The 26,579-nt window shown below is 66.3% G+C and carries 22 protein-coding genes; 17 read left to right on the top strand and 5 right to left on the bottom strand.

The window, feature by feature from the left end:
• Nucleotides 1-53 precede the first annotated feature (53 nt).
• Complete coding sequence (locus tag F0Q45_RS05145; protein ID WP_149652911.1) at nucleotides 54-1,211, top strand: AI-2E family transporter; 1,158 nt, start codon at nucleotides 54-56, stop codon at nucleotides 1,209-1,211.
• Here the strand turns inward: F0Q45_RS05145 and F0Q45_RS05140 are convergent.
• The 3 genes from F0Q45_RS05140 to trmB are packed head-to-tail and all read right to left on the bottom strand — an operon-like array spanning nucleotide 1,208 to nucleotide 5,648.
• The gene (locus F0Q45_RS05140) at nucleotides 1,208-4,066 is read right to left on the bottom strand and encodes an MMPL family transporter (protein ID WP_149652910.1); all 2,859 of its coding nucleotides are present in this window, start codon (nucleotides 4,064-4,066) and stop codon (nucleotides 1,208-1,210) included. The two genes, F0Q45_RS05145 and F0Q45_RS05140, sit on opposite strands and share 4 nt — an antisense overlap.
• A 48-nt stretch (nucleotides 4,067-4,114) precedes the next feature.
• A complete protein-coding gene (locus F0Q45_RS05135; protein ID WP_149652909.1) occupies nucleotides 4,115-4,852 on the bottom strand; it encodes an NYN domain-containing protein in 738 nt (245 codons plus the stop codon).
• Between the two features lie 4 nt (nucleotides 4,853-4,856).
• The gene (gene trmB / locus F0Q45_RS05130; protein ID WP_262490875.1) at nucleotides 4,857-5,648 is read right to left on the bottom strand and encodes a tRNA (guanosine(46)-N7)-methyltransferase TrmB; all 792 of its coding nucleotides are present in this window, start codon (nucleotides 5,646-5,648) and stop codon (nucleotides 4,857-4,859) included.
• A 188-nt stretch (nucleotides 5,649-5,836) separates the two neighbouring features.
• On the opposite strand from trmB, the gene F0Q45_RS30100 reads away from it, so the two are divergent.
• From F0Q45_RS30100 to F0Q45_RS05100, 6 genes are all read left to right on the top strand, one after another.
• Nucleotides 5,837-6,040 (top strand): PE domain-containing protein, encoded by a 204-nt coding sequence (locus F0Q45_RS30100; protein ID WP_149652908.1) that lies wholly within the window; start codon nucleotides 5,837-5,839, stop codon nucleotides 6,038-6,040.
• Between the two features lie 230 nt (nucleotides 6,041-6,270).
• Complete coding sequence (locus F0Q45_RS05120) at nucleotides 6,271-7,326, top strand: hypothetical protein (RefSeq protein ID WP_149652907.1); 1,056 nt, start codon at nucleotides 6,271-6,273, stop codon at nucleotides 7,324-7,326.
• Complete coding sequence (locus tag F0Q45_RS05115; RefSeq protein ID WP_262490874.1) at nucleotides 7,323-8,855, top strand: hypothetical protein; 1,533 nt, start codon at nucleotides 7,323-7,325, stop codon at nucleotides 8,853-8,855. The genes F0Q45_RS05120 and F0Q45_RS05115 overlap by 4 nt, the downstream gene beginning before the upstream one ends.
• Nucleotides 8,856-9,024: 169 nt before the next feature.
• Nucleotides 9,025-10,854 (top strand): phosphoenolpyruvate carboxykinase (GTP), encoded by a 1,830-nt coding sequence (locus tag F0Q45_RS05110; protein WP_149652906.1) that lies wholly within the window; start codon nucleotides 9,025-9,027, stop codon nucleotides 10,852-10,854.
• Between the two features lie 58 nt (nucleotides 10,855-10,912).
• A complete protein-coding gene (gene fadD4 / locus F0Q45_RS05105) occupies nucleotides 10,913-12,427 on the top strand; it encodes a fatty-acid--CoA ligase FadD4 (RefSeq protein ID WP_149652905.1) in 1,515 nt (504 codons plus the stop codon).
• Nucleotides 12,428-12,430: 3 nt separating this feature from the next.
• Entirely contained in the window at nucleotides 12,431-13,402 is a 972-nt protein-coding gene (locus F0Q45_RS05100; protein WP_149652904.1) for an enoyl-CoA hydratase/isomerase family protein, read from the top strand.
• Here F0Q45_RS05100 and F0Q45_RS05095 read toward each other — a convergent pair.
• The gene (locus tag F0Q45_RS05095; protein WP_149652903.1) at nucleotides 13,373-13,783 is read right to left on the bottom strand and encodes a CD225/dispanin family protein; all 411 of its coding nucleotides are present in this window, start codon (nucleotides 13,781-13,783) and stop codon (nucleotides 13,373-13,375) included. The genes F0Q45_RS05100 and F0Q45_RS05095 overlap by 30 nt on opposite strands.
• Before the next feature lie 69 nt (nucleotides 13,784-13,852).
• Nucleotides 13,853-15,019, bottom strand: coding sequence for an acyl-CoA dehydrogenase family protein (locus F0Q45_RS05090; protein WP_188112793.1), 1,167 nt, complete (start codon nucleotides 15,017-15,019; stop codon nucleotides 13,853-13,855).
• 39 nt (nucleotides 15,020-15,058) lie between these two features.
• On the opposite strand from F0Q45_RS05090, the gene F0Q45_RS05085 reads away from it, so the two are divergent.
• The 10 genes from F0Q45_RS05085 to F0Q45_RS05040 form a co-directional block, all read left to right on the top strand.
• On the top strand, nucleotides 15,059-16,069 hold the full coding sequence (locus F0Q45_RS05085; RefSeq protein ID WP_149652901.1) for a MaoC family dehydratase: 1,011 nt from the start codon (nucleotides 15,059-15,061) through the stop codon (nucleotides 16,067-16,069).
• A gap of 325 nt (nucleotides 16,070-16,394) precedes the next feature.
• Nucleotides 16,395-17,588 carry a CoA transferase gene (locus tag F0Q45_RS05080; RefSeq protein WP_149652900.1) on the top strand — a complete coding sequence of 398 codons (1,194 nt, stop codon included), beginning with the start codon at nucleotides 16,395-16,397 and terminating at the stop codon, nucleotides 17,586-17,588.
• A complete protein-coding gene (locus tag F0Q45_RS05075) occupies nucleotides 17,582-18,886 on the top strand; it encodes an amidohydrolase family protein (protein ID WP_149652899.1) in 1,305 nt (434 codons plus the stop codon). Before F0Q45_RS05080 ends, F0Q45_RS05075 begins: the two co-directional genes overlap by 7 nt.
• 390 nt (nucleotides 18,887-19,276) lie before the next feature.
• On the top strand, nucleotides 19,277-19,945 hold the full coding sequence (locus F0Q45_RS05070; protein ID WP_149652926.1) for an SAM-dependent methyltransferase: 669 nt from the start codon (nucleotides 19,277-19,279) through the stop codon (nucleotides 19,943-19,945).
• Nucleotides 19,942-21,261 (top strand): molybdopterin-dependent oxidoreductase, encoded by a 1,320-nt coding sequence (locus F0Q45_RS05065; protein WP_149652898.1) that lies wholly within the window; start codon nucleotides 19,942-19,944, stop codon nucleotides 21,259-21,261. The genes F0Q45_RS05070 and F0Q45_RS05065 overlap by 4 nt, the downstream gene beginning before the upstream one ends.
• A 1-nt stretch (nucleotide 21,262) precedes the next feature.
• Nucleotides 21,263-21,781 (top strand): hypothetical protein, encoded by a 519-nt coding sequence (locus F0Q45_RS05060; protein ID WP_149652897.1) that lies wholly within the window; start codon nucleotides 21,263-21,265, stop codon nucleotides 21,779-21,781.
• A 28-nt stretch (nucleotides 21,782-21,809) separates the two neighbouring features.
• Entirely contained in the window at nucleotides 21,810-23,012 is a 1,203-nt protein-coding gene (locus tag F0Q45_RS05055) for an alpha/beta hydrolase (protein WP_149652896.1), read from the top strand.
• A gap of 43 nt (nucleotides 23,013-23,055) precedes the next feature.
• Nucleotides 23,056-24,465 carry a WS/DGAT/MGAT family O-acyltransferase gene (locus F0Q45_RS05050; protein WP_149652895.1) on the top strand — a complete coding sequence of 470 codons (1,410 nt, stop codon included), beginning with the start codon at nucleotides 23,056-23,058 and terminating at the stop codon, nucleotides 24,463-24,465.
• Between the two features lie 40 nt (nucleotides 24,466-24,505).
• Nucleotides 24,506-25,288 (top strand): crotonase/enoyl-CoA hydratase family protein, encoded by a 783-nt coding sequence (locus F0Q45_RS05045; protein WP_149652894.1) that lies wholly within the window; start codon nucleotides 24,506-24,508, stop codon nucleotides 25,286-25,288.
• Between the two features lie 179 nt (nucleotides 25,289-25,467).
• On the top strand, nucleotides 25,468-26,579 hold a 1,112-nt coding region (locus F0Q45_RS05040), incomplete at its 3' end, for a PE family protein (RefSeq protein WP_149652893.1).

The following is a 26,579-nucleotide window of genomic DNA, read 5'->3' as shown; positions in this document are numbered from 1 at the left end:
TGCTGCCACGTTGCTGCCGTGTTGTTGTCTTGGCGCCCGGTTAGGCTTGCCGAATGTCGGCAAGTCTCGACGATGCTTCGGTAACCCCGCTGGTACGCAAGACTGCGGCATGGTCGTGGCGCTTGTTGGTCATTTTCGCGGCCGCGCTTGCCCTGATCTGGGTCATCAGCAGGTTGGAGATCATCGTCGTTCCGGTGTTGCTGGCGCTGATACTGAGCGCGTTGCTGGTGCCGCTGGTGGACTGGTTGGACGAGCAAGGTATGCCACGCGGCGTCGCGGTGACGTTGGTGTTATTGGGCGGATTCGGGATTCTCGGCGGCATCATGGCGTTCGTTGTCAGCCAGTTCATCGTGGGGCTGCCCGATTTGGTCAAGCAGGTTGAGCGCAGCATCGACTCCAGCCGCAGATGGTTGATCGAAGGGCCGGCGCATCTGCGTCGCGAACAGATCGAAAACGCGGGTAACGCGGCAATCGAGGCGCTGCGCAACAATCAAGCAAAGTTGACCAGCGGGGCCATCTCGACCGCGGCGACTATCACCGAGTTGCTCACCGGCGCGGTGTTGGTGCTGTTTACGCTGATTTTCTTCCTCTACGGCGGCCGTGGCATCTGGCAGTACGTGGCCAAGATTGTGCCGGTCGAAGTACGCGACCGCGTCCACGCGGCCGGCCAGGCCGGATATGCGTCACTCATCGGATACGTGCGGGCCACCTTCCTGGTTGCCCTAACTGACGCGGTTGGTGTCGGAGCCGGGCTAGTCATCATGGGCGTGCCGCTCGCCTTGCCCCTGGCCTCGTTGGTGTTTCTGGGCGCCTTCATTCCACTGCTCGGCGCCTTGGTCTCCGGACTGGTGGCTGTCGTGGTGGCGCTGTTGGCCAAAGGGATCGTTTATGCGCTGCTCACGTTAGGTTTGCTCATCGCGGTGAACCAGGTCGAGGCGCATGTCCTGCAGCCACTGGTAATGGGTCGTGCGGTGTCCATTCACCCGCTGGCGGTGGTGCTGGCGATTTCGACTGGCGGCGTGCTCGCCGGCATCGTAGGTGCGTTGCTGGCGGTTCCCACGGTCGCATTCTTGAACAACGCGATGGCGGTTTTGCTGGCCAAGGATCCGGTCGCCGAATCCGAGCAGGAGGAAGACGCGGCTGCGGGCCTCGTTCACGCGACACCGGACAAACCCGACGACTCCGCTGCAGGCGACGCGAAAGAGCGTTAGAGGCGTCCCTCGCGGCGCAGCAGGTCTTGGGCGCTGAGCCCACCTGCACCGCGGCGGCGCTGACGCGCATTGTCGGCGCCGTTCTCGCCCTGCGCGCCGCGGGCATTCAGCTGCTCGGTGGCCGCCTCAGAATCGTCGCCTTCGGATCGTTGGACCGGCAGCGCAACCGTCACATCAGCCGAGTCGCCAGTTTCGCTGGAACGGTTCCCCGGAATAGGCATGGCGCGCGTCTCACCGGCCGACGGCTTGGGTGGTGGCGGGGCCGGGGGTATTGGCGTCGGCGGCTGGGTCTGAGCTCCTGACGGCTCGGCTGGCGCCGCGCCGCGGGTTTGCGCGCCTGGTTGCTCGGCGGTGGTGAGCCGAGCAGTGGGCGGTTCGCTTGGTTGGCTGGGCCTGGTCTGGATCTGTTTGGTGCTAGCACTGGACGGCCTGATCTCCGGCCGCGCCGTGCTGCGTGCACCTGACGACTCCGCTGAGCCGGGATCGTGGGGTGGCCGCTGGCCTCCGGCAGCACCCGCGGCCACCAGCCCGGCGGTGACCGGCGGCCGCACGCGTCCCGTGCTGACCGGGCGCTTGCGTTCGTCGGGCAATTGGATTTCACCCAGCCCGATGCGGGTCTGCAGTCGTCGCATCCAGCGCGGAGCCCACCAACAGTCGTCGCCGAGCAGCTTCATCACCGAGGGCACCAGGAACATCCGCACTACGGTCGCGTCCAGCAGCAGCGCCGCCATCAAGCCGAAGGCCAGATACTTCATCATCACCAGGTCGGAGAACACGAACGAACCGGCCACCACGGCCAGCACCAGGGCGGCTGCGGTGATGAGGCGGCCGGTGGTCGCGGTACCGATCCGGATCGCTTCCTGGGTGGACATGCCGCTTTCTCGGGCCTCGACCATCCGCGAGACCAGGAACACCTCATAGTCGGTGGCCAACCCATATCCGACCGCTACCACCAGCGCGATCACCGGGGCCGTCAACGGGGTCGCGGTGAAGTTCAGCAACCCGGAGCCGTGCCCGTCGACAAAAATCCACGTCAAGATGCCCATGGTGGACCCGAGCGTCAGTGCGCTCATCACCGCGGCCTTGATCGGTAACACCACCGAACCGAACGCCAGGAACATCAGCAGCGTGGTCGCGGTGAGCAGGATGACCAGCATCGCCGGCATGTTGGCGAACAGGCTGTGAATCGAATCCTGTTCTAGTGCCGGCGTGCCGCCGACGTAGACCTCGAGTCCCTTGGGTGGCGTGATCGCGCGCAGCTCTGCCAGCTTCTTCGGCGCATCACCAGGGTTGATCAAGCCGTTCTGCAACACCCGTACCGACGGATCCTTCGAGGCGCCGGGCGCAACGCTGCGCTCCTGCCACATATTTGCCGGGTCGTTGTCCGGTTCGATGAATCCGCTGATCGTCATCGCCTTACTGCGGATGTCGGCCACCTGCTGGTCGGTGACCGGCGCATGGTTGGTCGATTGGATTACCAGGGTCAGCGGATTGGTGCGGTATCCGGGGAAGAGCTGGTCGAAGTGCTCCTGCGACTGGCGCACCGCGTTGTTCGGCGGCAGATACTTTTCGCTCATACCGCCGAGCGACAGGTTGAACAATGGGATGACCAGCAAGATCATGCCGAGAATGATGGGGATGGCGAACACCAGCGGCCGCTTCATCACCCAGTTGACCAGCTTGCCCCAGAAGCCGGCCTCGACCTCTTCACGGGTCTTGGTCTTCTGCAACCGGTCGGCAAGCCAGTTCAGGTAGGCCCGCGACACCTTCCAATTGCGCAGGAACGGCACCCGGAATGCGGTGCGCACGCCGAGCGCGTCGACGTGGCGACCCAGGACGCCCAGCACGGCCGGCAGCAGCGTAATCGACAGCAGCGCAGCCAGCCCGACCGCGGCAATTAGCGCGTAGGTCAGCGATTTCACGAAGCCTTGCGGCAGCATCAGCAGGCTGATCCCGGAGGCGATGATCAGCACGGCTGAGAAGGCGACCGTGCGCCCCGCCGTCATCACGGTGCGCCTTACCGCGGCCTCAGTGTCGTAACCCTCGGCGATCTCTTCCCGGAACCGGCTCACCACGAAGAGCCCGTAGTCCACGGCGATGCCCAGACCGATTAACGAAACGACGGGCTGGGCGAAGAAGTGCACCGGACCGAACACCGCGATCAATCGCAGGATGCCGAGGGCGCCGGCGATACTCAGGCCACCCACCAGCACCGGGAGGCAGGCCGCGACCGCGCCACCGAATACCAAGAACAGCACCACCGCGACCAGCGGCAGCGCCAGCACCTCCATGCGCCGCTGGTCGGTGGCAATCGTGCCGGTCAACGCCTCGGCCACCGGCTCGAGCCCGGCGAGTTGGACGGTGCCGCCGTCGAGCTTCTGCAGCGACGGGGAGATGTCCTTGTAGTTGGTCAAGATGGTGTCGTCGTCGTCGCCCTTGAGCGGTATAGAGACGAAGGTGTACTTCTTATCCTCGGTGGCCATGCCTTTGATGACCGCGCTGGTGCTATCGGGCGCCCGCAGGTAGCCCGCCCAGCCCAGCACCTGGTCGGGATGGTCCTGCACGAACTGGTTGAGCTCGTCGGTGATCTTCTTCGACCACGCCGGGTCGTTGACCGTCTTACCGTCGGGTGCTTTGAAAATTGCGACGATGTGGCCGGTCCGGTCGCGGCCGTAGACCTGGTCACCCAGTATCGACGCCTTCACTGACTGGCTGCCCTCGTCGTAGAACCCGCTTTGGGTGACGTGCTGGCCGAGGCTGAGTCCGAAAATGCCGCCGCCAAGGCATAGCGCCACGGTGACGCCGATCACGATGAACCGGTAGCGGTACACAGTTCGACCCCACCAGGCGAACACGTAAGCTCCTTACTGGATCGCTAGCGACCCCGCACTGCTGTTTGGTTGTCATACACGCGAGGTCAACAGGGAAGACAGCGGCCGGAATGGCTGCAGCCAGGCCCCCTGCTCGGGTAGCGAATCAAGGCCGATTCGCGGGAGCGGTTCCCGGAAAACACCAGCGATGTCCTCCAGGTCGACAAACTCCAAGGTATCCGACGCTAGCGCCCAACTAGCGTGTTCACGAAATCCGAGCACTTGAACCGGAGTTCCGCCGCGAGCAATTTCTTCCAGCGGCTGCCGAAACGCCTGGCCGTCTGCCGACGCCACAACCAGCGCGGCCAGCCCTTCGCGGTAGCGCTGACCGATGTGTTCGAGCATGTCCCGGTCGACATCGCTGTCCTCGTCGACCTTGGGTTTCGCGAAGACCGCGAATCCGACGTTGCGCAGCGCGTCGACCCAGGGACGGACCACTTCGGCGCTACCGGGCGCGATATTGGTAAAGACGGTGGCCTCCGGTTCGACGCGGATGTCTGGGCCGCTGGGCGTCCGGGCTGAGACTTCGGCGGTACGGGCCAGCAGCCAGCGGCCCAGCGCGTCGAAGCGAGGGCGCTCCAGGGCTGTCGGTCGGCGGCCCAGGATGGAGCCCAGCCCCATGTCGAGGTTGGGAGCGTCCCATACCAGCAGGACACGGCCCAGCGCTGGGGTAAAAGCAGTAAGGCTGTCCTGCGATAACCCCTCCGCCTGCACTGATGGCTGAGCCACGGGTTCGGTCGCTGGTGCGCTCACTTCTTTGGTCAGGCTCATCTAGTCATCTGATTTCGGGTCTCTTCCAGATCAGGTCGTGGACGGCGCTGCCGGCGTTGTGGGCTTTGGTCTCGTACTTGGTAGTGGGGCGGACGACCGAGATGGGCAGGGAATCGGCGCGCGGATCGACACGTACCAGATGCGGTTCGGCGTCGCCGGCGGCGGCAATGTGTTCGGCATAACCGAGGTGGTCGGTCGCGGCGTGCAGCACACCGCCGGGGATCAACCGGTCAGCGATCAGCGCCATCGTCGCAGGCTGCAGCAGCCGGCGTTGGTGGTGGCGGGCCTTCGGCCAGGGATCGGGGAAGAAGAGCCGGACAGCGGCCAACGAACGCGGCTGGATCAAGGATTTCAGCACGTCGAGCCCGTTGCCGCGGATCAACCGGATATTGGAGGTGTTCGCGCTGTCGATCGCGCACAACAGTTGCGCCAAACCCCGGCGATAGATTTCTACGGCGATCACGTCGACGTGCGGCTCGGTTTGTGCCATCGCCAGTGTCGAGGTACCGCTGCCGCAGCCGATTTCCAGCACCAAGGGAGCGTCCCGGCCGAACCAGGCCCGGGTGTCCAGTGGTTCCTCGCTGCTGTCGTGGGGTTGGGCTTGGCGACCGAGTTGCGGCCATCGCCGATCCCAGGTCTGGCGCTGCGCGTTGGACAGTGCCGAACGGCGGGAGCGAAAGCTGGTGGCGGGCAGATAGCCCCACGCGCTTCCCGCCTTATCGCCTGCGGACGGAGCCGGCGGGTCGGGACGTAACCCAACCTCGGGTTGCGCATGCATTTGTCCATGGTGGCCTATGAACCCCGGGTGTAGCCGGTCCTGGTCCAGATTGATACCCAACAGTTGCCTTCGGCTGGTAGCAGGCCTCGCATATTTGGTTCGGCGAGCTCGGAGGATTGATGAGCCACAACAGCTATTGAGCATCTCTCGTGCGCGCTTGCAGTAGTGCATGATACGAGTCACACGCTAAGGCGGGAGGCCTTGACATGTCGTTTGTGACCGTGGTTCCCGAGATGCTGGTGACGGCGGTGCAGGACGTGGCGAGCATCGGTACGTCGGTAAGCGCGGTCAACGCCGCCGGCGTTTTCGCCGTTAGCGTTGGCGGCAACGGGGGCCACGCCGGCACTGGCGTGGGGCCTGCCAACGGCGGCACACTTGCCGGCGCTGACGGGACGAACGGATTGTCCTAGCTGCATGGACATTCCGGGGGTGTCAGCCCGGGATGACTCGGCTTCTTGCCGACCGGTTGCTCAGCGCCGGCTACCGGGTCGGTCGGGGTGCCAGACCTTCGGCGAGACGCCTTGTCCTGCCACGACAGAACTGATGCACTGGCCCGCTGCAGGGTGACTCGCGTAGCTGGGGCTGAGCTGCCACCATTCGTTGGCGGTATTCGGCCGTCAGTTGGTACGAACAGGGAGACATGACGGGACAGGGGCACCAGCTTTTCGCCGACCAGCTGACGGCTTTTGCTGCCGCGACCGCCGACCAGCGGATTCAGCCGGTCGCCGAACGGGCCGCCGAGCCGTTGCGGGTGGTGGTGCGGGGGCGTCGCGGGGTGGGTTGCAGCACGGTGGCGCACGCATTGGGGCGCGCCGGAGTCCCGGTGGCGTCCCACCCAGATGCCGCCGATGTGCAGGTGTATGTCCTCGCTGAGGTGCTCAAACCCGAGGACCGCGACGCTATAGCTGCAGCCAACGCCGCTGGGGGAACGGTGGTGGTGGTCTTGAACAAGGCAGATTTGACCGGGTTCACCGGGGCGGGGCCGATGGCGGCGGCACGGACCCGCTGCGCGCATCTTGCGGCGTTGGTCGGCCAGCCTGTCGAGCCCCTGATCGGGCTGCTCGCGGTCGCCGCGCTCGACGACCTCGACGAACCGTGTTGGCCGGCGCTGCGGGCGCTGGCCGCCGACCCCGCTGGCCTGGCCTGCCTGGACCAGTCTTTCGACGGGTTCTTGGCTGGGGACCTCGGAGTGCCCACCGACACGCGGCTGCAGCTGATCGAGGCCCTTGACCTGTTTGGTATCGCGGTTGGTGTGGCGGGATTGCGGCGGGGCGGCACACCGGCGCGGGTGCGGGCGTTGCTGCGCACGCTCAGCGGCATCGACGCCGTCGTCGCCAAGCTCACCGCCGCCGGCGCCGAGGTGCGCTACCGCCAGGTGCTGGAGGCGGTCGCGGCGCTGGAGGCGTTGGCGGTCACCGATGAGTGCATCGGCGAGTTCTTGTCTTGTGACGCCACGGTGATGGCCCGGATGGCCGCCGCCCTGGACGTGGCGGATGCATGCGGGCTGAGCCCCGCAATGGAAGCCGTCCCGTCGGCTGGTCCGGCGGCCCACTTACAGCGTGCGATGTGCTGGCAGCGCGGCCGCCAGGCCGCCTGGAGCGACCTCCATCGAGCCTGCGCTGCCGATGTCACCAGAGGATCGCTTCGCCAGTGGGCGCAGGCGGGCGGGTCGGCCCAGTCTGGGGCGTCACAGTGATCGCCGCGACCCCCGGGGATCCGGTTGCCCGGGTGGATGCGCTGGTGGCCGCGATTGGGCCCCCGCTGGATGCGCCGCCGATCGGACGCCGCGATGTGGTGCTGGTGACCGGTCCCTGGCTGGCAGGGGTCAGCAGTGTGGCCGCCGCGCTGCGGGAACGGGTGCCGCAACACCGGTTCGTCGAGGCGCCGGAGCCGGGACCCGCGCATGCACCGGTAGCGGTGGTGTTCGTTGTTTCCGCGACGACCCCGCTGACTGAATCTGACTGCGCACTGCTGGATGCAGCCGCCGAGCACACCGACGTGGTGATCGGCGCGGTGTCCAAGATCGACGTGCACCGCACTTGGCCAGATGTGCTGATAGCCAACCGAGCCCTGCTGGCCGGGCACGCGCCGCGCTACCAGAAGGTGCCCTGGGTGGGGGTGGCCGCAGCCCCCGAGCTCGGGCCCCCGCTGCTGGACGAGCTGGCCGCGACGGTCCAGCACCAGCTCGCCGATGGCAGGATCGCCCAGCGAAACCGGCTACGGGCATGGAAATCGCAGCTGCAGACGGTGGCGCAACGGTTCGATCGTGACGTCGAGGGCGCCGGTCGGCAGGCGCAGGTAGCCGAGTTACGCGAGAAACGCAGTGCGGTGCTGCGGCAGCGGCGCCGGTGGCGGACAGCGCACGCCCTTGCGCTGCGGTGCCAGCTCCAGCGGGCCCGGGTGCAGTTGTGCTATCTCGCCCGCCATCGTTGTGCGTCCCTACGCGGTGAGCTGCAGGAGGAGATCGCGGGCTTGGCCCGACGGCGGATTCTCCACTTCGAAAGCGATTCCCGCGGCCGCGTCCACGAGGTACTCGCCGAAGTGAGCGAAGTAATCGAGACGCACCTGGCTGAGGTGGCGCAGGCGCTGCGCCTGCCGGTGCAGCGGCCCGCCGTCGACCAGCTGCCGACCGTCACCATCTTGGCCCCGCCCTTGACCTCACGTGGCCTGGAAACCCGGCTCATGCTGGTACTAGGTGCCGGTTTCGGGCTGGGTGTCGCGCTGGGGCTGGGTCGGTTACTGGCCGGGCTGGCCCCAAGCTCGAACCCGTGGCTAACTGTGGCCGGGATCGTCGGCTGCGTTGTGCTCGGGCTGGCGGTGACCCTGTGGGTGGTCAACACCCGTGCGGTGCTCGGCGACCGAGCAACGCTGGACCGCTGGACGGGTGACGTGACGTCGTCGCTGCGGGCCGTGCTGGAGCAATTGGTAGCCACCCGGGTGCTGGCCGCCGAGTCGCAGCTGAGCACCGCGCTGGGTGCACGCGAGGAGGCGGAGAACACCCGGGTGGCTGACCGGGTCAGTCTCATCGACAGCGAGCTACGCGAACACGCCACCGCCGCCGCCCGGGTCGCCGCCTTGCGGGACGAGCTGATGCCGACGATCCGGGCGGCACTCGACGCGGTAGGTGCAGAACTGGGTGAACCGGGTATACCGAGCACTAACACCCGATCGGTGTCGTCGCGTGCCGCCGCCGGCAGCAACCTCGGAATGTCTTGGTCTTTCTGAATCGGTCTTGTGAGGAGGCTTATACCCGCCTAGGCCTTCCCCGACAAGTGATGCACGATAACCTGTATGAAAGCTCACCGGGTCAACAGTTGTGCTGGCGAACACATAAGCAGACCCAAAATGGATTTCCGAAGCCGTTAACTACGCAGCAGAATCTCAGGAGAGTTCGATGACCTCAGCGACCATCCCCGGTTTGGACACCGCGCCGACGAATCACCGGGGGCTGTTGTCCTGGGTGGAGGAGGTCGCCGAGCTGACCGAACCGGACCGGGTGGTCTTCGCCGACGGCTCCGACGACGAGTTCCAGCGGCTGGCCGATCAACTGGTCGCGGCCGGGACCTTCATCCGACTCAACCCCGAAAAGCACCACAACTCCTACCTGGCGCTGTCGGACCCGTCCGATGTCGCGCGGGTCGAGTCGCGGACGTTCATTTGCTCCGAGCGCGAGATCGACGCCGGCCCCACCAACAACTGGATGGACCCCAACGAAATGCGGTCCATCATGAAAGACCTGTACCGCGGCTCGATGCGCGGCCGCACCATGTATGTGGTGCCGTTCTGCATGGGTCCGCTGGGCGCCGATGACCCCAAGCTCGGGGTGGAGATCACCGACTCCCCATACGTCGTCGTCTCGATGCGGACCATGACCCGGATGGGCAAGCCCGCCTTGGAAAAGATCGGCGACGACGGCTTCTTCGTCAAGGCGCTGCACTCGGTCGGCGCGCCCCTGGAGGAGGGGCAGCAGGACGTGCCGTGGCCGTGTAACGACACCAAGTACATCACCCACTTCCCGCAGACCCGCGAGATTTGGAGCTACGGCTCCGGGTACGGCGGCAATGCACTGCTAGGCAAGAAGTGCTACTCGCTGCGGATCGCCTCGGCCATGGCCCACGACGAAGGCTGGCTGGCCGAGCACATGCTGATCCTCAAGCTGATCTCGCCGGAGAATAAGGCCTACTACTTCGCCGCCGCGTTCCCGTCGGCGTGCGGCAAGACCAACCTGGCAATGCTGCAGCCCACCATCCCCGGCTGGCGTGCCGAGACTCTCGGCGACGACATCGCCTGGCTGCGGTTCGGCAAGGACGGGCGCCTGTACGCCGTCAACCCCGAGTTCGGCTTCTTCGGGGTGGCGCCGGGCACCAACTGGAAGTCCAACCCTAACGCGATGCGCACCATTGCCGGCGGCAACACGGTGTTCACCAACGTCGCGCTCACCGACGATGGTGACGTGTGGTGGGAGGGCCTGGAGGGCGACCCGCAGCACCTGATCGACTGGAAAGGCAACGACTGGTACTTCCGCGAGACGGAGACCAATGCGGCGCACCCCAACTCCCGCTACTGCACCCCGATGTCGCAGTGCCCGATCCTGGCTCCCGAGTGGGACGACCCGCAGGGCGTGCCGATCTCCGGCATCCTGTTCGGCGGTCGCCGCAAGACCACCGTTCCGCTGGTCACCGAGGCCCGCGACTGGCAGCACGGCGTGTTCATCGGCGCCACCTTGGGCAGCGAGCAGACCGCTGCGGCCGAGGGCAAGGTCGGCAATGTGCGCCGAGACCCGATGGCCATGCTGCCGTTCCTGGGCTACAACGTCGGCGATTACTTCCAGCACTGGATCAATCTTGGCAAGAACGCGGACGAATCCAAGCTGCCTAAGGTGTTCTTTGTCAACTGGTTCCGCCGTGGCGACGACGGTCGCTTCTTGTGGCCCGGCTTCGGGGAGAACAGCCGGGTGCTGAAGTGGATCGTCGACCGTATCGAGCACCAGGCCGGCGGCCGCACCACGCCGATCGGCACCGTGCCAGCCGTCGCGGATTTGGATCTAGCCGGCTTGGATGTTGATGCTGCCGATGTGGCCGAGGCGCTGAGAGTCGACGCCGACGAATGGCGCGCGGAACTGCCGCTGATCGAGGAGTGGCTAGAGTTCGTCGGCGAGAAGCTGCCGACCGGCATCAAAGACGAGTTCGAGGCGCTCAAAGAGCGGTTGGCCGAAGCAGAGTAGCTACAGGCTGTTGCTGCCCGCATGACGCCCGTCAAGGCGCGCGTCGTACAGTCGGCCCATGCAGATTCGCCAGTACCTGGGCGATAAGCCGGCGGTAATCCTGCACCCGAGTGGCACGGTGGTCAGCTTCGGTGAGCTGGAAGCCCGTGCCAACCGGTTGGCGCATCGATTTCGTGAAGCCGGTCTGCGTGAAGGTGACGTGGTCGCCATCGTCATGGAGAACAACGAGCACATCCACGCGGTCATGTGGGCGGCTCGCCGCAGTGGCTTGTACTACGTGCCGATCAACACCCACCTGACCGCGGCCGAGGCCGCCTACATCGTCGACAACTGCGGCGCCACAGCGATGATCGGATCGGCGGCGTTGCGCGATACTTGTGCGGGCCTGGCTCAACATTTGCCGGGCGGGCTACCGAAGCTGCTGATGATCGCTGACGGCGACCTCCCCGGTTGGGAACGATACCCGGAATGTGTTGCTGCCCAACCCGACACCCCGATCGAGGATGAACTCGAAGGCGACCTGCTGCAGTACTCGTCGGGAACCACCGGCCGACCCAAGGGCATCAAGCGCGCATTACCACATCTGCCCCCGGATCAGGCGCCTGGATTGATGTCGGCGCTGATCGACTTCTGGATGGACCGTGATGCGGTGTATCTGAGCCCGGCCCCGCTTTATCACACCGCTCCATCGGTGTGGTCGATGAGCGCGCAGGCCGCCGGCATCACCACCGTCGTGTTGGAGAAATTCGACCCGGAGGGGGCCCTCGACGCGATCGCGCGCTACCGGGTGACCCACGGCCAGTTCGTGCCGGCCATGTTCACCAGGATGCTGAAACTGCCTGAAGCGGTTAGAAATTCGTATGACATCTGTAGTCTCCAGCGGGTGATACACGCGGCCGCGCCGTGTCCGGTGCAGATCAAGAAGCAGATGATGGACTGGTGGGGACCGATCGTCGACGAGTACTACGCATCCTCGGAAGCAATCGGGTCCACGTTGATCACCGCCGAAGACTGGCTGGCGCACCCCGGATCGGTAGGCAAGCCGATGGGGGGCGCGGTGCACATCGTCGGTGCAGACGGCGCGGAGCTGCTGCCCGGCCAGGCCGGCGAAATCTACTTTGAAGGCGGGTTTTCCTTCGAATACCTCAACGACCCTTCGAAAACCACTGCGGCGCAACATAAAAAAGGCTGGGTGACGGTGGGTGACATCGGCTATCTCGACGACGAGGGCTACCTGTACCTGACCGACCGGCGCCACCATATGATCATCTCCGGCGGAGTCAACATCTATCCGCAGGAAGCCGAGAACCTGTTGGTGACCCATCCAAAGGTGCTCGACGCAGCGGTGTTCGGCGTTCCCGACGACGAGATGGGGCAGCGCGTGATGGCGGTCGTGCAGACCGTCTACTCCGCCGATGCCACCGGGCAATTCGCCGACGAGCTACTGGGGTGGTTGCGAGACCGCTTGTCGCACTTCAAATGTCCCAAAGCTATTGCGTTCGAGGCGCAGCTGCCGCGCACCGACACCGGAAAGCTCTACAAGAACGAACTGATCGAGAAGTATTCGGTGTGATCTATGCTCCGGGTGGTCGACCTGTCTGGTCCATCGAGCTCCGACATCGGCTCACTACCGGGTGTTGTCGTCGCGCATGGCCCGCTGGTGAACGAATCATGGTTTAATACAGCGACTTTCACGCTATCTGAAGAGCCCTGTGCTGATCGTAGAGTGGTCACGGTGGATTCAGTACCCGAGACAGTGGCCGAGCTGACGGAGCGTTGCCGGCGCTGGCCGCACGCCAGCGCCGTCTGCGACGATGTGCTGCGCACCGTCGATCCCGCTGGTGCGACGCTAGCCGGCGTGGTAAACGAGTCCCTGGCCTATTCCACCTTGCTGGCCGGGCCGGAGTTCGCCCGTTGGCTCGACGAGCGCGGGCCGGCCCGCGTGCCTGTTAGCGCCGATCCGGTGTTGGCGCAGCGCGACGAAAACACGGTGCATGTCAGGTTCAACCGACCACAACGGCACAATGCGTTTTCCGCCGACACGCGCGCCGCGCTGCTGGAGGCGTTGACGGTTGCGCAGCTGGACCCCTCGGTCACCGCAATCGTGTTGGGCGGCAACGGTCCCTCGTTTTGCAGTGGCGGAGACCTTGCCGAGTTCGGCACCTTCGCCGATCCAGCAAGCGCTCACTTGGCCCGCACCCGCCACAGCCCGGCCCTGGTGCTCGATGCGCTGACCGCCCGGCTCGGCCGGGCATGCCGCGCCGAGGTGCATGGCCGAGTACTGGGCAGTGGCCTGGAGCTGGCCGCGTTTTGCGGATGGGTGCAGGCCCGGCCGGATACGGTGTTCGGGCTGCCGGAGTTGGGTCTGGGCCTGATACCCGGTGCCGGCGGCACCGTCAGCGTCACCCGCCGGATTGGGCGTTGGCGCACCGCTTATCTGGTGCTGTCCGGCCGGACCATCGACGCCGAGACCGCGTCGGCGTGGGGCCTGGTGGATGCGGTATCGCCACGCGGGCGCTCAGAAACCCGAATAGGTGGTGATGGTTGAGGGGGTGTTGTGATCCACCGACACGGCCACCGCGATGATGATCACGTAGAGCACCGCGAAGATCACGGCAAGGACCGCCCCGACGATGGCGCTGATGATGGCCCACTTCTTGGCGTTGGCGGATGCGGCCTGCGCCTCGGCATAGCGGCCTTGGGCCCACAACCCGGAAACCTTGGTGGAGTACACGATCGACACGATCCCGAACGGCAGACAACACAGCACGGTGGCCAGAATCGCCCAGACGAGATAGTTGTCCGGCTCTTGGGCATAGCCTGGTTGCGCAGCCGGCCAGCCCGGCTGCGGCTGCTGCTGGGGCTGCCACCCCGGCTGCTGGCCCTGCCACTCCGGGGAACCTCCGTACGGCCCTGGCGGATAACTCATGCAGCTGCCTTCCTCGGGTTTGCTGAGCGAAGTCAGGCAAATATACAGCACGGGCCGCCTGCATAGCGGTTAGATGCCGCCGCGGGCCACCAATTGTGCGGTGATCACGTTGCGCTGGATCTCGTTGGTGCCTTCGCCGACGATCATCAGGGGCGCGTCGCGGAAGTACCGTTCGACGTCGTATTCGGTTGAGTAGCCGTAACCACCGTGGATGCGCACCGCGTTCAGGGCGATCTCCATCGCCACCTCGGAGGCGAACAGCTTTGCCATTCCTGCTTCCATGTCGCAACGCTGGCCGCTGTCGTAGCGTTCGGCGGCATAGCGGGTGAGTTGGCGGGCGGCAGTGAGCTTGGTTGCCATGTCGGCCAGATAGTTGCCGACGGCCTGATGCTTCCAAATCGGGCGACCGAAGCTTTCCCGCTGCTGGGCGTAGGCGAGTGCGTCTGCTAGGGCTGCGGTCGCCACGCCCAGGGCGCGGGCCGCGACTTGGATCCGGCCTGTTTCGAGTCCCTTCATCATTTGCGAAAAGCCTTCGCCCGTAGCATTTCCCAGCACAGCGGAGGCGGGCGTCCGGTAGTTGTCGAAGGACAGCTCGCAGGACTCGACCCCCTTGTAGCCCAACTTGGGCAGGTCGCGCGACACCGTCAGCCCTGGTCCGGGCTCGACGAGGACGATCGAGATGCCGGTGTGGCGCGGGTTGGCATTGGGGTCGGTTTTGCACAGCAACGCGATCAGCCCGGAGCGGCGCGCATTGGTGATCCAGGTCTTGGCGCCGTTGATCACCAACGTGTCGGGGTCGTCCGGCAGCGCGGTGGTCGACATGTTTTGCAGGTCTGAACCGCCGCCCGGCTCGGTGAGCGCCATGGTGGCCCGCAGCTCGCCGGTGGCCATCGGCGGCAGATACTTGCGCTTTTGGTCGTCGGTGCCGAACAAGGCGAGCAGCTTGGCGACCACGGTGTGTCCGCCCATCGCGCCGGCCAGGCTCATCCAGCCGCGGGCCAGCTCCTGGGTGACCTGTACGTAGCATGGCATCGACACCGGAGAGCCGCCGTACTCTTCGGGAACGGCCAGGCCATAGATGCCGATGCGTTTCATCTGCTCGATCCACCCCTCGGGGTAGCGGTTGGCATGTTCGACTTCGCGCACGGTCGGTTTCACGTCGCGGTCGATGAAGGCTCGCACGGTGGCGACCAGCATCGCCTCTTCGTGGTTGAGGTCGTTGCTCACCTGTGTCATATTGACCGTCCATTCGACCGGCTGCCAGCATGTGGCGTTGTGACATACGCGGAAACCCGGCACGGCGGGCCATACTTCGACGATCTTTCCGTAGGCCAAGTATTCGACTGGGCGCCGTCATCGACCCTGTCGTTCGGGTTGGCCGCGGCGCATCAGGCGATCGTGGGGGACCGGCTGCGGTTGGCGCTGGATGCCGAGCTGTGCGCCGCGGTGGTTGGCGCCCCGGCGCTGTTGGCACACCCGAGCCTGGTGTGCAACGTGGCGATCGGGCAGTCCACGCTGGTGACCCAGCGGGTCAAAGCCAACCTGTTCTACCGCGGGCTGAGGTTTCACCGATTTCCGCTGATCGGTGACACCATCTATACCCGTACCGCAGTGGTCGGTTTGCGGGCTAACGCGGCCAAACCGGGCCGTGCCCCTACGGGTATGGCGGCGCTGCGGATGACCACCGTCGATCAGGCCAATCGGTTGGTGCTCGACTTCTACCGGTGTGCCATGCTGCCCGCCAGCCCCGGCTGGCGTGCTGATGGACCCGGCTGGGCCGACGATCTGTCGCGCATCGGCGCCGACGCGGTGGCCCCGGCTGTCGACCCGACCGCACGTTGGGACGCCGACGCCTATCGCAGCCGGGTACCCGGGCCGCACTTCGACATCGGCAGCTCGGGAACGCTGCTGCGCAGCACCGCCGACCTGGTTAGCAGCGCACCGGAGCTGGCCCGACTCACGTTGAATATTGCTGCCACCCATCATGATTGGCGCGCCAGCGGACAGCGGCTGGTGTACGGCGGGCACACCATCGGGCTGGCGTTGGCGCAGGCGAGCCGCCTGCTGCCCAACCTGGCGACGGTGCTGGGCTGGGAGCACTGCGACCACACCGGGCCGGTGCGCGAAGGCGACACCCTCTACAGCGAGCTACACGTCGAGTCGGCCGAGCCGACCGTAAATGGGGGGGTGCTGGGACTGCGATCGCTGGTCTATGCGGTCAGCGACGCGGCGGACGAACCCGACCGGCAGGTGCTGGACTGGCGCTTCACCGCGCTGCAGTTCTAACGGCTCAGCCGGCGCTGCCGGGGATGCCCTCGGTGCCGAGTGCGCCGGGGGTGCCGGGTGCGACGGGGCTTGCCGGGATGCCACCCAGCCCGCCGTCACCGCCGTCGCCGTGCCTGCGGTGTGCCCCGTCGGTGCCGTGCCGAACAGCGGCCGTCCGAACAACGTCTCGCTGGGGGCATTGATCAGATCGAAGATCTGCTGCATGGGTGCGGCATTGGCGGCCTCAGCCAGGGCATATGAGCTCGCACTTAGCCATTCAGAACGTCTCCATCGCTGGGCCAGCCCCACTGCACGTCTCGAGGGGCTGGTCGGTGCTGCGGCAAGCATGAGCTGCGCGCACCATGGTGGGGTGAGTTCGGCGCCGTCATCATTGGCCACACGATGGGGCAGTAGCGGGCTGGCGTACCTGACCGGTCTGCCGGGCGGGCCGCCTGACTTCTCTCGCGCCAACATCCTGGGCCGCGTAGAAACGATCGCCGCCGATGCGGCCACCCTGCTGACCGGACGGGCCGGGCTGTTACAACTGACGCGCCGGGGCCGCGTGTCGGCCGGCGGTGCCACCCAGTTGCTTGCGGCCGCAAACGGATGGCTCGCGATCACCCTGTCTCGCGCTGACGACGTCGATGCGATTCCCGCGCTAGTGCACGCCGATTGCGTGCCTGAAGATCCGTGGCCGACACTTCAGCGTTGGGCGGCCACCTGCGCGGTATCCACAATCGTCGAGCAGGCGCAGCTACTCGATATCCCCGCTGCGGCTCTGGCTGAGGCTACGGCCACACCGCCGCGGGTACGTCGTATCGCGCCACCAGGATCCCCGCGGGCGGCGGCCGGTCTGCTCGTCGCCGACTTGTCGTCGATGTGGGCCGGTCCCCTCTGCGCGCAATGGCTGGCTCGAGCCGGCGCAATCGTGGTTAAGGTCGAAAGCCCGCGCCGCCCCGACGGTACCCGAGCCGGCAACCGCGCATTCTTCGACTGGATTAACGGTGGCAAGCTGTCCTATTGTCTTGATTTCGACCAGTCCGCCGAGCAGCTACGTGCCCTGTTAGAGGTCGCTGACGTGGTGATCGAGGGATCGCGGCCCGCCGCGCTGGCGCGGCGCCGGTTGGGGCTTGACTATCTTGCGCCGCGACGGGGACGAATCTGGTTGCGGATCACCGGACATGGTCAGGCTTCGGGCCGCCCGGCGTTTGGGGATGACGCCGCGGTGGCCGGCGGCCTGGTCGGATCCGCTGCCGACGGGCCGGTGTTCTGCGGCGATGCGATCGCCGATCCGCTGACCGGTCTGGAGGCGAGCCTGGCAGTGGCGGAGTCGTTGAGCCGCGGCGGCGGCGAACTCATCGACGTATCCCTGGCATCCGTCGCCGCCACCTATGCCGCGTTGCCGGTAACCGCATCGGCATCGGCGCAGCCGGCCCCGCCCCCGGCGCCGCCGCCGCCGTCCAGGGCTGCAGCCGAACTCGGCGCCGACAATGCCATGGTGTACCGCCTAGTCAGCGAGAGACGCTGCCTGTCATGCTGATTCGGCGGGCCGCCATGCTTGACGGCGCAGTCGTTGATATCCGGGTGGGCGCTGTCATCGATGAGGTCGGCGACGGACTTGTGGCCCGGCGCGGAGAATGCGTGCTCGACGCAGGCGGTGGCACCGTGCTACCTGGCCTGTACGACCACCATGTGCACCTGCGTTCGGCAGCCTCAGCGCTCGATTCGCTGTGCGTCGGACCGCCTGCCGTTGGTAGCAAAGACCGCTTGGCTCAGCGCCTTTCGGAGGTCTCGCCGGGCGCGGATGGATGGATTCGCGCTGTGGGCTATCACGAGTGCGTTGCCGGGCGGTTGGATCGGGACGTCCTTGACGCACTGGTGCCCGAAATTCCCCTGCGTATCCAGCATCGCAGCGGCGCACTGTGGATCCTCAACTCTGCGGCATTGGGCCGCGTCGGCCTGCCTGACCACGTCGACGGTCGCCTGTCGAGCGCCGATCCGACCTGGTCCAATGCGCTGCCCCGGCGCCAGACCAACCTCGCGGAGCTGAGTCGCCGGCTCACCGCCGTGGGAGTTACTGGAGTCACCGACGCCACACCGGATTTGGGAGCCGACGAGATGGATCGGCTGACAGCGTCGCATCGCCGCGGCCAATTCCGACCGCGCGTGCGGTTTCTGGCGCCTGGGAAGATGATCCTGCGAGAAGACGGTCTTGATCTGGACGCCTTGGCGGCTTGGATCACCGAGTGCCACAACGTCGGCCGGCCGGTCGCGGTGCACTGCATCACGGCGGCTCAGTTGATCGTGACCATCGCCGCCCTGCGCGATGCCGGTCCGCATCCGCTCGATCGGATCGAGCACGCCGCCATTGTGCCCACCGACACCGTGTCTGACCTTTTCGATCTGGGCCTTACCGTGGTGACTCAGCCCAACTTCGTCGCCGAGCGCGGCGACCACTATCTCACCGCGGTACCCACCGCGGACCTACCACACCTATGGCGGGTTGCATCGCTGCTGAAAGCACGTGTGCCCGTTGCGTTTTCGACCGATATGCCATTCGGCAGTGGCGACCCTTGGGCGGCCATGCGGGCCGCGGCGCGTCGCACCACGCCAAGCGGCGCAGTTCTCAACGCACGAGAGTGTGTCTCAGCGCGAACGGCTTTGACGCTGTTCCTGGGGCAGCCGGATCAACCGGGCCGGGTACGTACCATAGCGGCCGGACAGCCAGGCGACCTATGCCTGCTATCGCAGGAACCGGCGGCCGCGCTGGCTGAGCTAGACGCCGATATGGTGACCGCTACCATCATCGGCGGTGAGATCGCCTACTTGGCAACCTGAGTGAGGGCCGGCGTCATGCGCCGGTAGCGGTGTCGCCGACACGTGGACGGCCAAGCTTGCCCGTTTCCGGCAGCGGGCAACGCCCCGGCCAGGGACGCGATGGTCTCACTCACCCAGTGACGCCCGAAGCTTGGGGTCAAAAAGTTTCGGTATGGCGAACCATCAAGCGTATCCGCGTGCTGCGCCACGGTATCGGCTAGTGACGAAATCTGGCCGGATTACGACTTTGCTGAGACAATCTGTCCGCCGGCGCCGTAATAGTTGGCAGTCTGTGGTGTAGGCGAGCGAGGATCGGGGTACGGATGGAGGTGCTGGCGCGTGCGGTCCCTGACATTGAGTTATCCGGGCGTGGACGTTCTGCCCGGTCGGGCACGATACGAGGGGCGTGAAGTGCTGGGGCATCTGTACGATCGGGCGCTCGATGGCGAACGTTGCTGGATCCGTCATGACGATGGTGAGTTACGGCCGTTGCCGACCCACCGTTGGTTGGGCAGCCGTTCCGCCGAGCAGGTGGTTGCCCCTGATGAAGTTGACGAGACCTTCGATGAGGCTTTCGATGAGGCAGTCGCCCAGATGTGCAGCGGGCCGACTATCGAACTGGGATGCGGCCCGGCGCGGCTGGTGGCGCGGCTGGTGCAGCGGGGCGTCCCCGCGCTCGGCATCGACCGTTCCGCGGCCGCGGTCCGATTAGCCGGTCGCGGCGGTGCCCCGGTCCTCCTGGGCGACGTGTTCGAGCCGCTGCCGGGCGTGGGTTCTTGGCAGACTGTCTTGCTGGTCGACGGGAATGTCGGCCTGGGTGGTGACCCGCTACGAATTCTGGGTCGGGCGTCGGAGCTGTTGTGCAGCGGCGGACGTTGTGTGGCTGAATTCGAGGCCCAGGCTATCGGTATCCGATCCCGCTGGGTTCGCCTGGAGTCGGCGCGCGATATTGGGCCGTGGTTCCGATGGGCGTCGGTTGGTGCGGACAGCGCCGCCAGCTTGGCCGCGCAGGCGGGTCTCACGCTGACCGGCGTCCGATTGGTCGCCGGTCGGGTGATCGCGATCCTGGTGGCCCGGTGACTGTTCCGGACAAGGATCTTCAACAAGACGCCGCATACGGCTTTCCGCAGCGACTTTGGCGCGCGGTGGAGCGACATCCACCACCGGGTCTGCGGCGCTCGGCCCGGTTTCGCAGTCCGCTGCGCGGCCCCTGGCTGACGTCGGTATTCGGGCTGGTGCTGCTGGTGGCGCTGCCGATCGTGATCATCACCGGGTTGCTGTCTTATATCGCCTATGCCCCGCAGTTTGGTCAGGCTATTCCGGCCGACGTCGGGTGGCTGCGACTGCCGGGGTTTTCCTGGCCCACCCGCCCGTCATGGCTGTACCGGCTGACCCAGGGCCTGCACGTCGGGCTGGGCCTGGTGCTCATCCCGGTGGTGTTGGCCAAGCTCTGGTCGGTGATCCCGAAACTGTTCGTCTGGCCGCCCGCTCGTTCCATCGCCCAGCTGTTGGAGCGGCTGTCGCTGTTAATGCTGGTTGGCGGCGTGCTGTTCGAAATCGTGACCGGAGTGCTCAACATCCAGTACGACTACATCTTCGGGTTCAGCTTCTACCAGGGCCACTATTTCGGGGCCTGGGTGTTTATCGTGGGGTTCCTGATGCATATCGCCGTCAAGATTCCGCGCATGATCGCTGGATTGCGTGCACTGCCGTTCCGAGAAGTGTTGCGTACCAATGTGATTAACACCAGCACCGAACGGCCCGATGCCACCGGCCTGGTGACCGCTGCGCCGGCCGAACCGACAATGAGCAGACGCGGGGCGCTGGCCATGGTCGGGTCCGGAGTACTGCTGATCGCGGTGCTCAGCGTGGGCCAGACCCTCGGCGGACCGGCGCGCGGCCTGGCCCTGCTGCTACCCCGGGGCCGGGGTCGCGATTTCCCGGTCAACAAGACCGCCGCAGCGGCCGGGATCACACCCGACAGCGTCGGGCCGGGTTGGCGGCTGGTGCTACGCGGTGGACCGTCGGAGGTGGTGCTGGAGCGCGCCGCTCTGGCCGGATTACCGCAACATACCGCGCGGCTGCCGATCGCCTGCGTTGAGGGCTGGTCGACGGTGCAGACCTGGAGCGGGGTGCGGTTGACCGATCTGGCCCGACTGGCCGGGGTGCCCACGCCGCGCGCGGCGCACGTGACGTCGCTGCAACGGGGCGGTGCCTTCGGCGCAGCGACTCTACAACCCAACCAGGTCAGCGATCCCGACGCGCTGTTGGCGCTGCGGGTCAACGGTGCCGACCTGCCACTGGATCACGGCTATCCCGCCCGGATCATCGTTCCTGCGCTGCCCGGTGTGCACAACACCAAATGGGTTGCCGCCATCGATTTCGAGCCGAGTTGAGATGCTAAGGCTGCCAGAGCGTTTCGGCTACTATTACGGCGCACGTTGGTTGCACCTGCTGACCATGCTGTCCGGTTTAGCGCTGTTCGGCTACATCGTGGTTACCGCTGGGCCGGCCACCCTGTGGAATCCGCAGACCTGGTGGCAGTCCATCGCCGTCTGGTTCGCTGCCGCCGTGATCGGCCACGACCTGGTGCTGTTCCCGCTGTACGCGCTGGCCGACCGGATGCTCCCAGCGCGCCCGCGCCGCCAACCAAAGCTCAGCGCCCGCAACCACATTCGAATTCCGGCCATGGGCGCCGGGCTGACCCTGCTGATCTTCCTGCCCGGTATCGTCGAGCAGGGCGCTGCGACCTACCAGGCTGCAACCGGAGAAACCCAGCAGCCGTTTCTGGGCAGGTGGCTGCTGCTGACTGCGGCGATGTTCGCCGTCAGCGCCGTCAGCTATGCCGCCCGGCTCGCCAGAGGGCACCGACAGCAACGAGCGCTCCGGACGACAGTGGCGATTAACCGTGGTTAGCGCCAACTAGCCGGGGTACGCTCCCCCCATGACGGCGAGCGGCCCGACGATGATGTCCCAGGTCAAAAGGTTGTTGCACGCCCGTCCGGGGGACTATCTGCTGGCGTTAAGCGTTGCGGGGGCCGCGCTCCCGGTGGTGGGCAAACACCTTGAGCCCCTGGGCAGTGTCACCGCGATGGGCGTCTGGAGTGTCCGGCATGCGCCGGAATTCATGTCCGCCCGGGCCAGGGAGTGGCTTAACCCGGGGATCAACGAGGCCCGCCGCCGCGACCGCGCCAGCACCAGCGAGGTTTCCGCGGCGGCGCTGCGCGGCATCGTGTCGCCCGCCGACCTGGAGCTCGAATGGCCGGCACCGGAGCGCATCCCGCCTGTTTGGGGAGCCCTGCGGCACCGTCGCTACCTGCATCGTCGTGGGGTCCACTACGGAAACAGCCCCGCCCAGCTGCTGGACGTGTGGCGTCGTAGCGACCTTCCCACCCAGCCGGCGCCGGTGCTAATTTTCGTCCCCGGCGGCGCCTGGATACACGGCAGCCGCACCATCCAGGGATACGCACTGTTGTCGCGCATGGCCGAGCAAGGGTGGGTGTGCCTGTCGATCGACTATCGAGTCGCGCCGCACCACCGCTGGCCGCGCCACATTCAGGACGTCAAGGCCGCCATAGCCTGGGCTCGCGCCAACGTCGACAAATTCGGTGGAGACCGCGACTTCATTGCGGTAGCGGGATGTTCGGCTGGCGGGCACCTGTCGGCGTTGGCCGCGCTCACTGCCGACGACTCGGACTACCACTGCGAACTACCGCAAGGTGCGGACACATCGGTTGACGCCGCGGTCGGCATCTATGGTCGCTACGACTGGGAGGACCGTTCGACCCCCGAGCGTGAGCGATTTGTCGACTTTCTGGAGCGGGTAGTGGTCAAGCGGACGATCATGCGTCACCCGCACGTGTTCCGCAACGCGTCGCCGATCGCCCGGGTCCATAAGGATGCGCCACCATTCCTGGTGATCCACGGCAGCCGGGACAGCGTCATCCCGGTGGGGCAAGCACGCACGTTCGTCGAGCGGTTACGCGCTGTGTCTCGGTCCCTGGTCGCCTACGTCGAGCTGCCCGGGGCCGGCCACGGCTTCGACCTGCTCGACGGTGCTCGCACCGGGCCGACCACACACGCGATCTCGCTGTTCCTCAACCACGTTCACCGCACCCGGAAACAGTTAGCTAAAGAGATCATCTAGGCACCTACCGGCTGTAAGGTCGCGCTATGACCAGGGGACTGCGGTGAAACGGCTCAGCGGCTGGGACGCTGTCTTGCTTTACAGCGAAACACCCAATGTGCACATGCACACCATCAAGGTCGCAGTGATCGAGCTGGACCCGGACAGCCGTGAACTCGGCATCGATGCATTTCGCGAGGTCATCGGTGAGCGCCTGACCAAGCTGGAACCGCTGGGGTATCAGCTTGTCGACGTTCCGTTCAAGTTCCATCACCCGATGTGGCGTGAGCACTGCGAGGTCGATCTCAACTACCACATCCGGCCCTGGACGCTGTCGGCCCCGGGCGGCCGGCGTGAACTGGACCAGGTGATTGGTCAGATCGCCAGTACCGCCCTGGACCGCAGGTACCCGCTGTGGGAGATGTACTACGTCGAAGGGCTGGTCAGCCATCGGGTGGCGGTGGTCGCCAAGATTCACCACGCGCTCGCCGACGGCGTGGCGTCGGCGAACCTGATGGCGCGGGGCATGGATCTGCTGCCGGGACCCGAAGGCCACCCGTATGTCCCGGACCCGGCTCCGACCAAGCGAGAGCTGATGAGTTCGGCTTTTGTGGACCACCTGCGTCACCTGGGGCGCATCCCCGCGACGATGCGTTACACGGCACAGGGTCTGGGGCGGGTGCGACGCAGTTCGCGCAAGCTTTCTCCAGAACTGACCCGGCCGTTCACCCCGCCGGCGACTTTCATGAACCACAAGATCACGCCCGAGCGCAGGTTCGCCACGGCGACGTTGGCGCTCGACGATGTCAAGCAGACCGCCAAGTTGCTCGGCGTCACGATCAACGACATGGTCTTGGCCGTGTCCACCGGAGCGCTGCGGAGCTTGTTGTTGCGATACGACGGCAAAGCCGAACCGCTGCTGGCCTCCGTTCCGGTGGCCTACGACTTCTCACCGGAGCGGATCTGCGGCAACCACTTCAGCGGAATGCTGGTGGCGCTGCCCGCCGACTGCGACGATCCGCTGCAAAGGGTACGAGTCTGCCGCGAAAACGCGTTGTCGGCCAAAGAAAGTCACCAGCTCCTAGGGCCGGAGCTGATCAGCCGATGGGCGGCCTACTGGCCGCCGGCGACTACCCAGGCGATGTTTCGCTGGATGTCCGGCCGCGACGGGCAGAACAAAGTGCTCAACGTGAACATCTCGAACGTTCCCGGGCCGCGCCAACGCGGCAGGGTGGGCGGCGCGCTGGTGACCGAGATCTATTCGGTGGGACCGTTGACCGCGGGCAGCGGGCTGAACATCACCGTGTGGAGCTATGTCGACCAGCTCAACATCTCTGTGCTGTCCGACGGCGCCACCGTCCAGGACCCGCACGAGGTGACCGAGGCCATGATTGCTGATTTCATCGAAATACGCAGGGCCGCGGGGCTGTCCGAAGAGCTTACAGTCGTCGAGCTGGCGATGGCTCAAGCTTGATCAAAGGCCTGATCTACACCCGAAGGAGCTGTGCAGCACGGTGAGCGAAGAGACCGGCACCACTGAACCCGAAGTCCTTGTCGAGCAACGTGATCGGATTCTGATCATCACGATCAACCGGCCGCAGGCCAAGAACGCGGTCAACGCCGCGGTCAGCCGCGGCCTGGCCGACGCGATGGATCGCCTCGACTCCGACGCCGCCCTCTCGGTGGGAATCTTGACTGGCGCGGGTGGGTCCTTCTGCGCCGGAATGGATCTCAAGGCGTTCGCCCGCGGCGAAAACGTTGTGGTGCCGGGCCGCGGCTTAGGATTCACCGAGCGTCCCCCGATCAAGCCACTCATTGCGGCGGTGGAGGGGTACGCCTTGGCCGGTGGCACTGAGCTGGCGCTAGCCACCGACCTGATTGTGGCCGCCCGGAATTCGGCGTTCGGCATCCCAGAAGTCAAGCGTGGTCTGGTTGCGGGTGGCGGGGGACTGTTGCGGCTACCCGAACGCATCCCGTACGCGATCGCCATGGAGCTGGCATTAACCGGTGACAGCCTGTCGGCTGAACGCGCCCACGAGCTGGGTCTGGTCAACATCGTGGCCGAGCCGGGTGAGGCGTTGCCGGCCGCGATCGCGCTGGCCGAGAAGATCACTGCCAACGGGCCGCTCGCGGTGGCCGCTACCAAGCGGATCATCACCGAGTCGCGCGGGTGGAACCTGGACAACAGGTTCGCCGAGCAGATGAAGATCCTGGGCCCGGTGTTCGTGTCCAACGACGCCAAGGAGGGCGCGATCGCGTTCGCCGAGAAGCGCCCGCCCCGCTGGACCGGTAGCTAGTGCGTCGGGCTGCGTCAGCCCCCAGGCTGCATAAATCCCGTGCTCGCGCAACGCTGTCAGCATCAGCTCCGGGCCCGGCCGAAAATGAAATTGGGGAAACCCGGGAATGTCGTTCGCCGAAAGCGATACGGTGTTGTCCGGAGCGCGGGCGATCCTTATGACTCATCGGGGAGGCTTGAATGGGTTTTTCGTTCGCGGTGCCTGAGGTTATGACTGCAGCGGCTGGGGAATTGGCTGGCCTCGGCTCGACGGTGAGCGTCGCTAACGCGGCCGCGGCAGCCAACACATTAGGGATACTGGCCGCCGCCGAAGATGAAGTGTCGGCAGCGGTTGCGGCGCTGTTTTCTGCCCACGGGCAGGCATATCAGACGCTCAGTGGGCACGCCGAGGCTTTTCACGCCCAGTTTGTGCAGGCATTGACCGCCAGTGCGGGCTCCTACGCCAGTGCCGAGGCTGCTAGCGCCTCACCACTGCAGCAATTACTGGACACGATCAACGCGCCGAGCTTGGCGCTGACCGGGCGCCCACTGATCGGCAACGGCGCCAACGGCGCCCCGGGATCCGGTCAAGACGGCGCACCGGGGGGCTGGTTGTTCGGTGACGGCGGCGCGGGTGGTTCTGGCATCGGGAGCCAAAACGGTGGGGCAGGCGGGGCAGCCGGACTGATCGGCACCGGCGGTGCCGGCGGGGTCGGCGGCAGCTCCCAAACATCGGCTGGGGGCGCAGGCGGCCAGGGCGGGGCCGGCGGATTGCTTTGGGGCAGCGGTGGATCCGGCGGCGCCGGCGGGACGACGGCCGTCGGCGCGACCGGCGGAGCGGGCGGCGCTGGTGGGTCGGGTGGATTGCTGGGCGCCGGCGGCGCCGGCGGAATGGGCGGTGCCTCAGATGCCAATGTTGGCGGAGCGGGCGGCGCCGGCGGGACCGGCGGACTGCTCGGCGGCTTAGTCGGCGCGGGGGGCGGCGCCGGCGGGGTCGGTGGGCTCGGCGGGACTTTGGGCGGTGTCGGTGGCGCTGGCGGCGACGCCGGCTTGCTCGCCGGCTCAGGCGGGTCCGGTGGGGCCGGCGGCGTTACCAATGGGGGTCCGTCGGGTGCGGTGGGCGGCAATGGAGGCAACGCCGGCCTGCTGGTCGGCGACGGCGGCGCCGGTGGGGCTGGCGGGTTCAGCACGGTCGGGGTCGGCGGCAGCGGCGGAACAGGCGGCAGCGCTGGTTTCGTGTTGGGCAGCGCCGGGGCCGGTGGATCCGGTGGGGCAAGCATGAGCGGTGATGGCGGGTCCGGCGGGGTGGGCGG

Source organism: Mycobacterium simiae (genome assembly GCF_008370645.1).
In the GTDB taxonomy this organism is placed as follows: Bacteria; Actinomycetota; Actinomycetes; order Mycobacteriales; family Mycobacteriaceae; genus Mycobacterium; species Mycobacterium simiae_A.
The sequence above is the reverse complement of the archived record's forward strand: the minus strand, read 5'-3'. Positions and strand labels throughout refer to the sequence as shown.

Coding starts and splice junctions, on each gene's coding strand:
- F0Q45_RS05145 (WP_149652911.1), top strand. CDS start 54: ATGTCGGCAAGTCTCGACGATGCTTCGGTAACCCCGCTGGTACGCAAG.
- F0Q45_RS05135 (WP_149652909.1), bottom strand. CDS start 4,852: ATGAGCCTGACCAAAGAAGTGAGCGCACCAGCGACCGAACCCGTGGCT.
- F0Q45_RS30100 (WP_149652908.1), top strand. CDS start 5,837: ATGTCGTTTGTGACCGTGGTTCCCGAGATGCTGGTGACGGCGGTGCAG.
- F0Q45_RS05120 (WP_149652907.1), top strand. CDS start 6,271: ATGACGGGACAGGGGCACCAGCTTTTCGCCGACCAGCTGACGGCTTTT.
- F0Q45_RS05110 (WP_149652906.1), top strand. CDS start 9,025: ATGACCTCAGCGACCATCCCCGGTTTGGACACCGCGCCGACGAATCAC.
- fadD4 (WP_149652905.1), top strand. CDS start 10,913: ATGCAGATTCGCCAGTACCTGGGCGATAAGCCGGCGGTAATCCTGCAC.
- F0Q45_RS05100 (WP_149652904.1), top strand. CDS start 12,431: ATGCTCCGGGTGGTCGACCTGTCTGGTCCATCGAGCTCCGACATCGGC.
- F0Q45_RS05095 (WP_149652903.1), bottom strand. CDS start 13,783: ATGAGTTATCCGCCAGGGCCGTACGGAGGTTCCCCGGAGTGGCAGGGC.
- F0Q45_RS05090 (WP_188112793.1), bottom strand. CDS start 15,019: ATGACACAGGTGAGCAACGACCTCAACCACGAAGAGGCGATGCTGGTC.
- F0Q45_RS05080 (WP_149652900.1), top strand. CDS start 16,395: ATGAGCTGCGCGCACCATGGTGGGGTGAGTTCGGCGCCGTCATCATTG.
- F0Q45_RS05075 (WP_149652899.1), top strand. CDS start 17,582: ATGCTGATTCGGCGGGCCGCCATGCTTGACGGCGCAGTCGTTGATATC.
- F0Q45_RS05060 (WP_149652897.1), top strand. CDS start 21,263: ATGCTAAGGCTGCCAGAGCGTTTCGGCTACTATTACGGCGCACGTTGG.
- F0Q45_RS05055 (WP_149652896.1), top strand. CDS start 21,810: ATGACGGCGAGCGGCCCGACGATGATGTCCCAGGTCAAAAGGTTGTTG.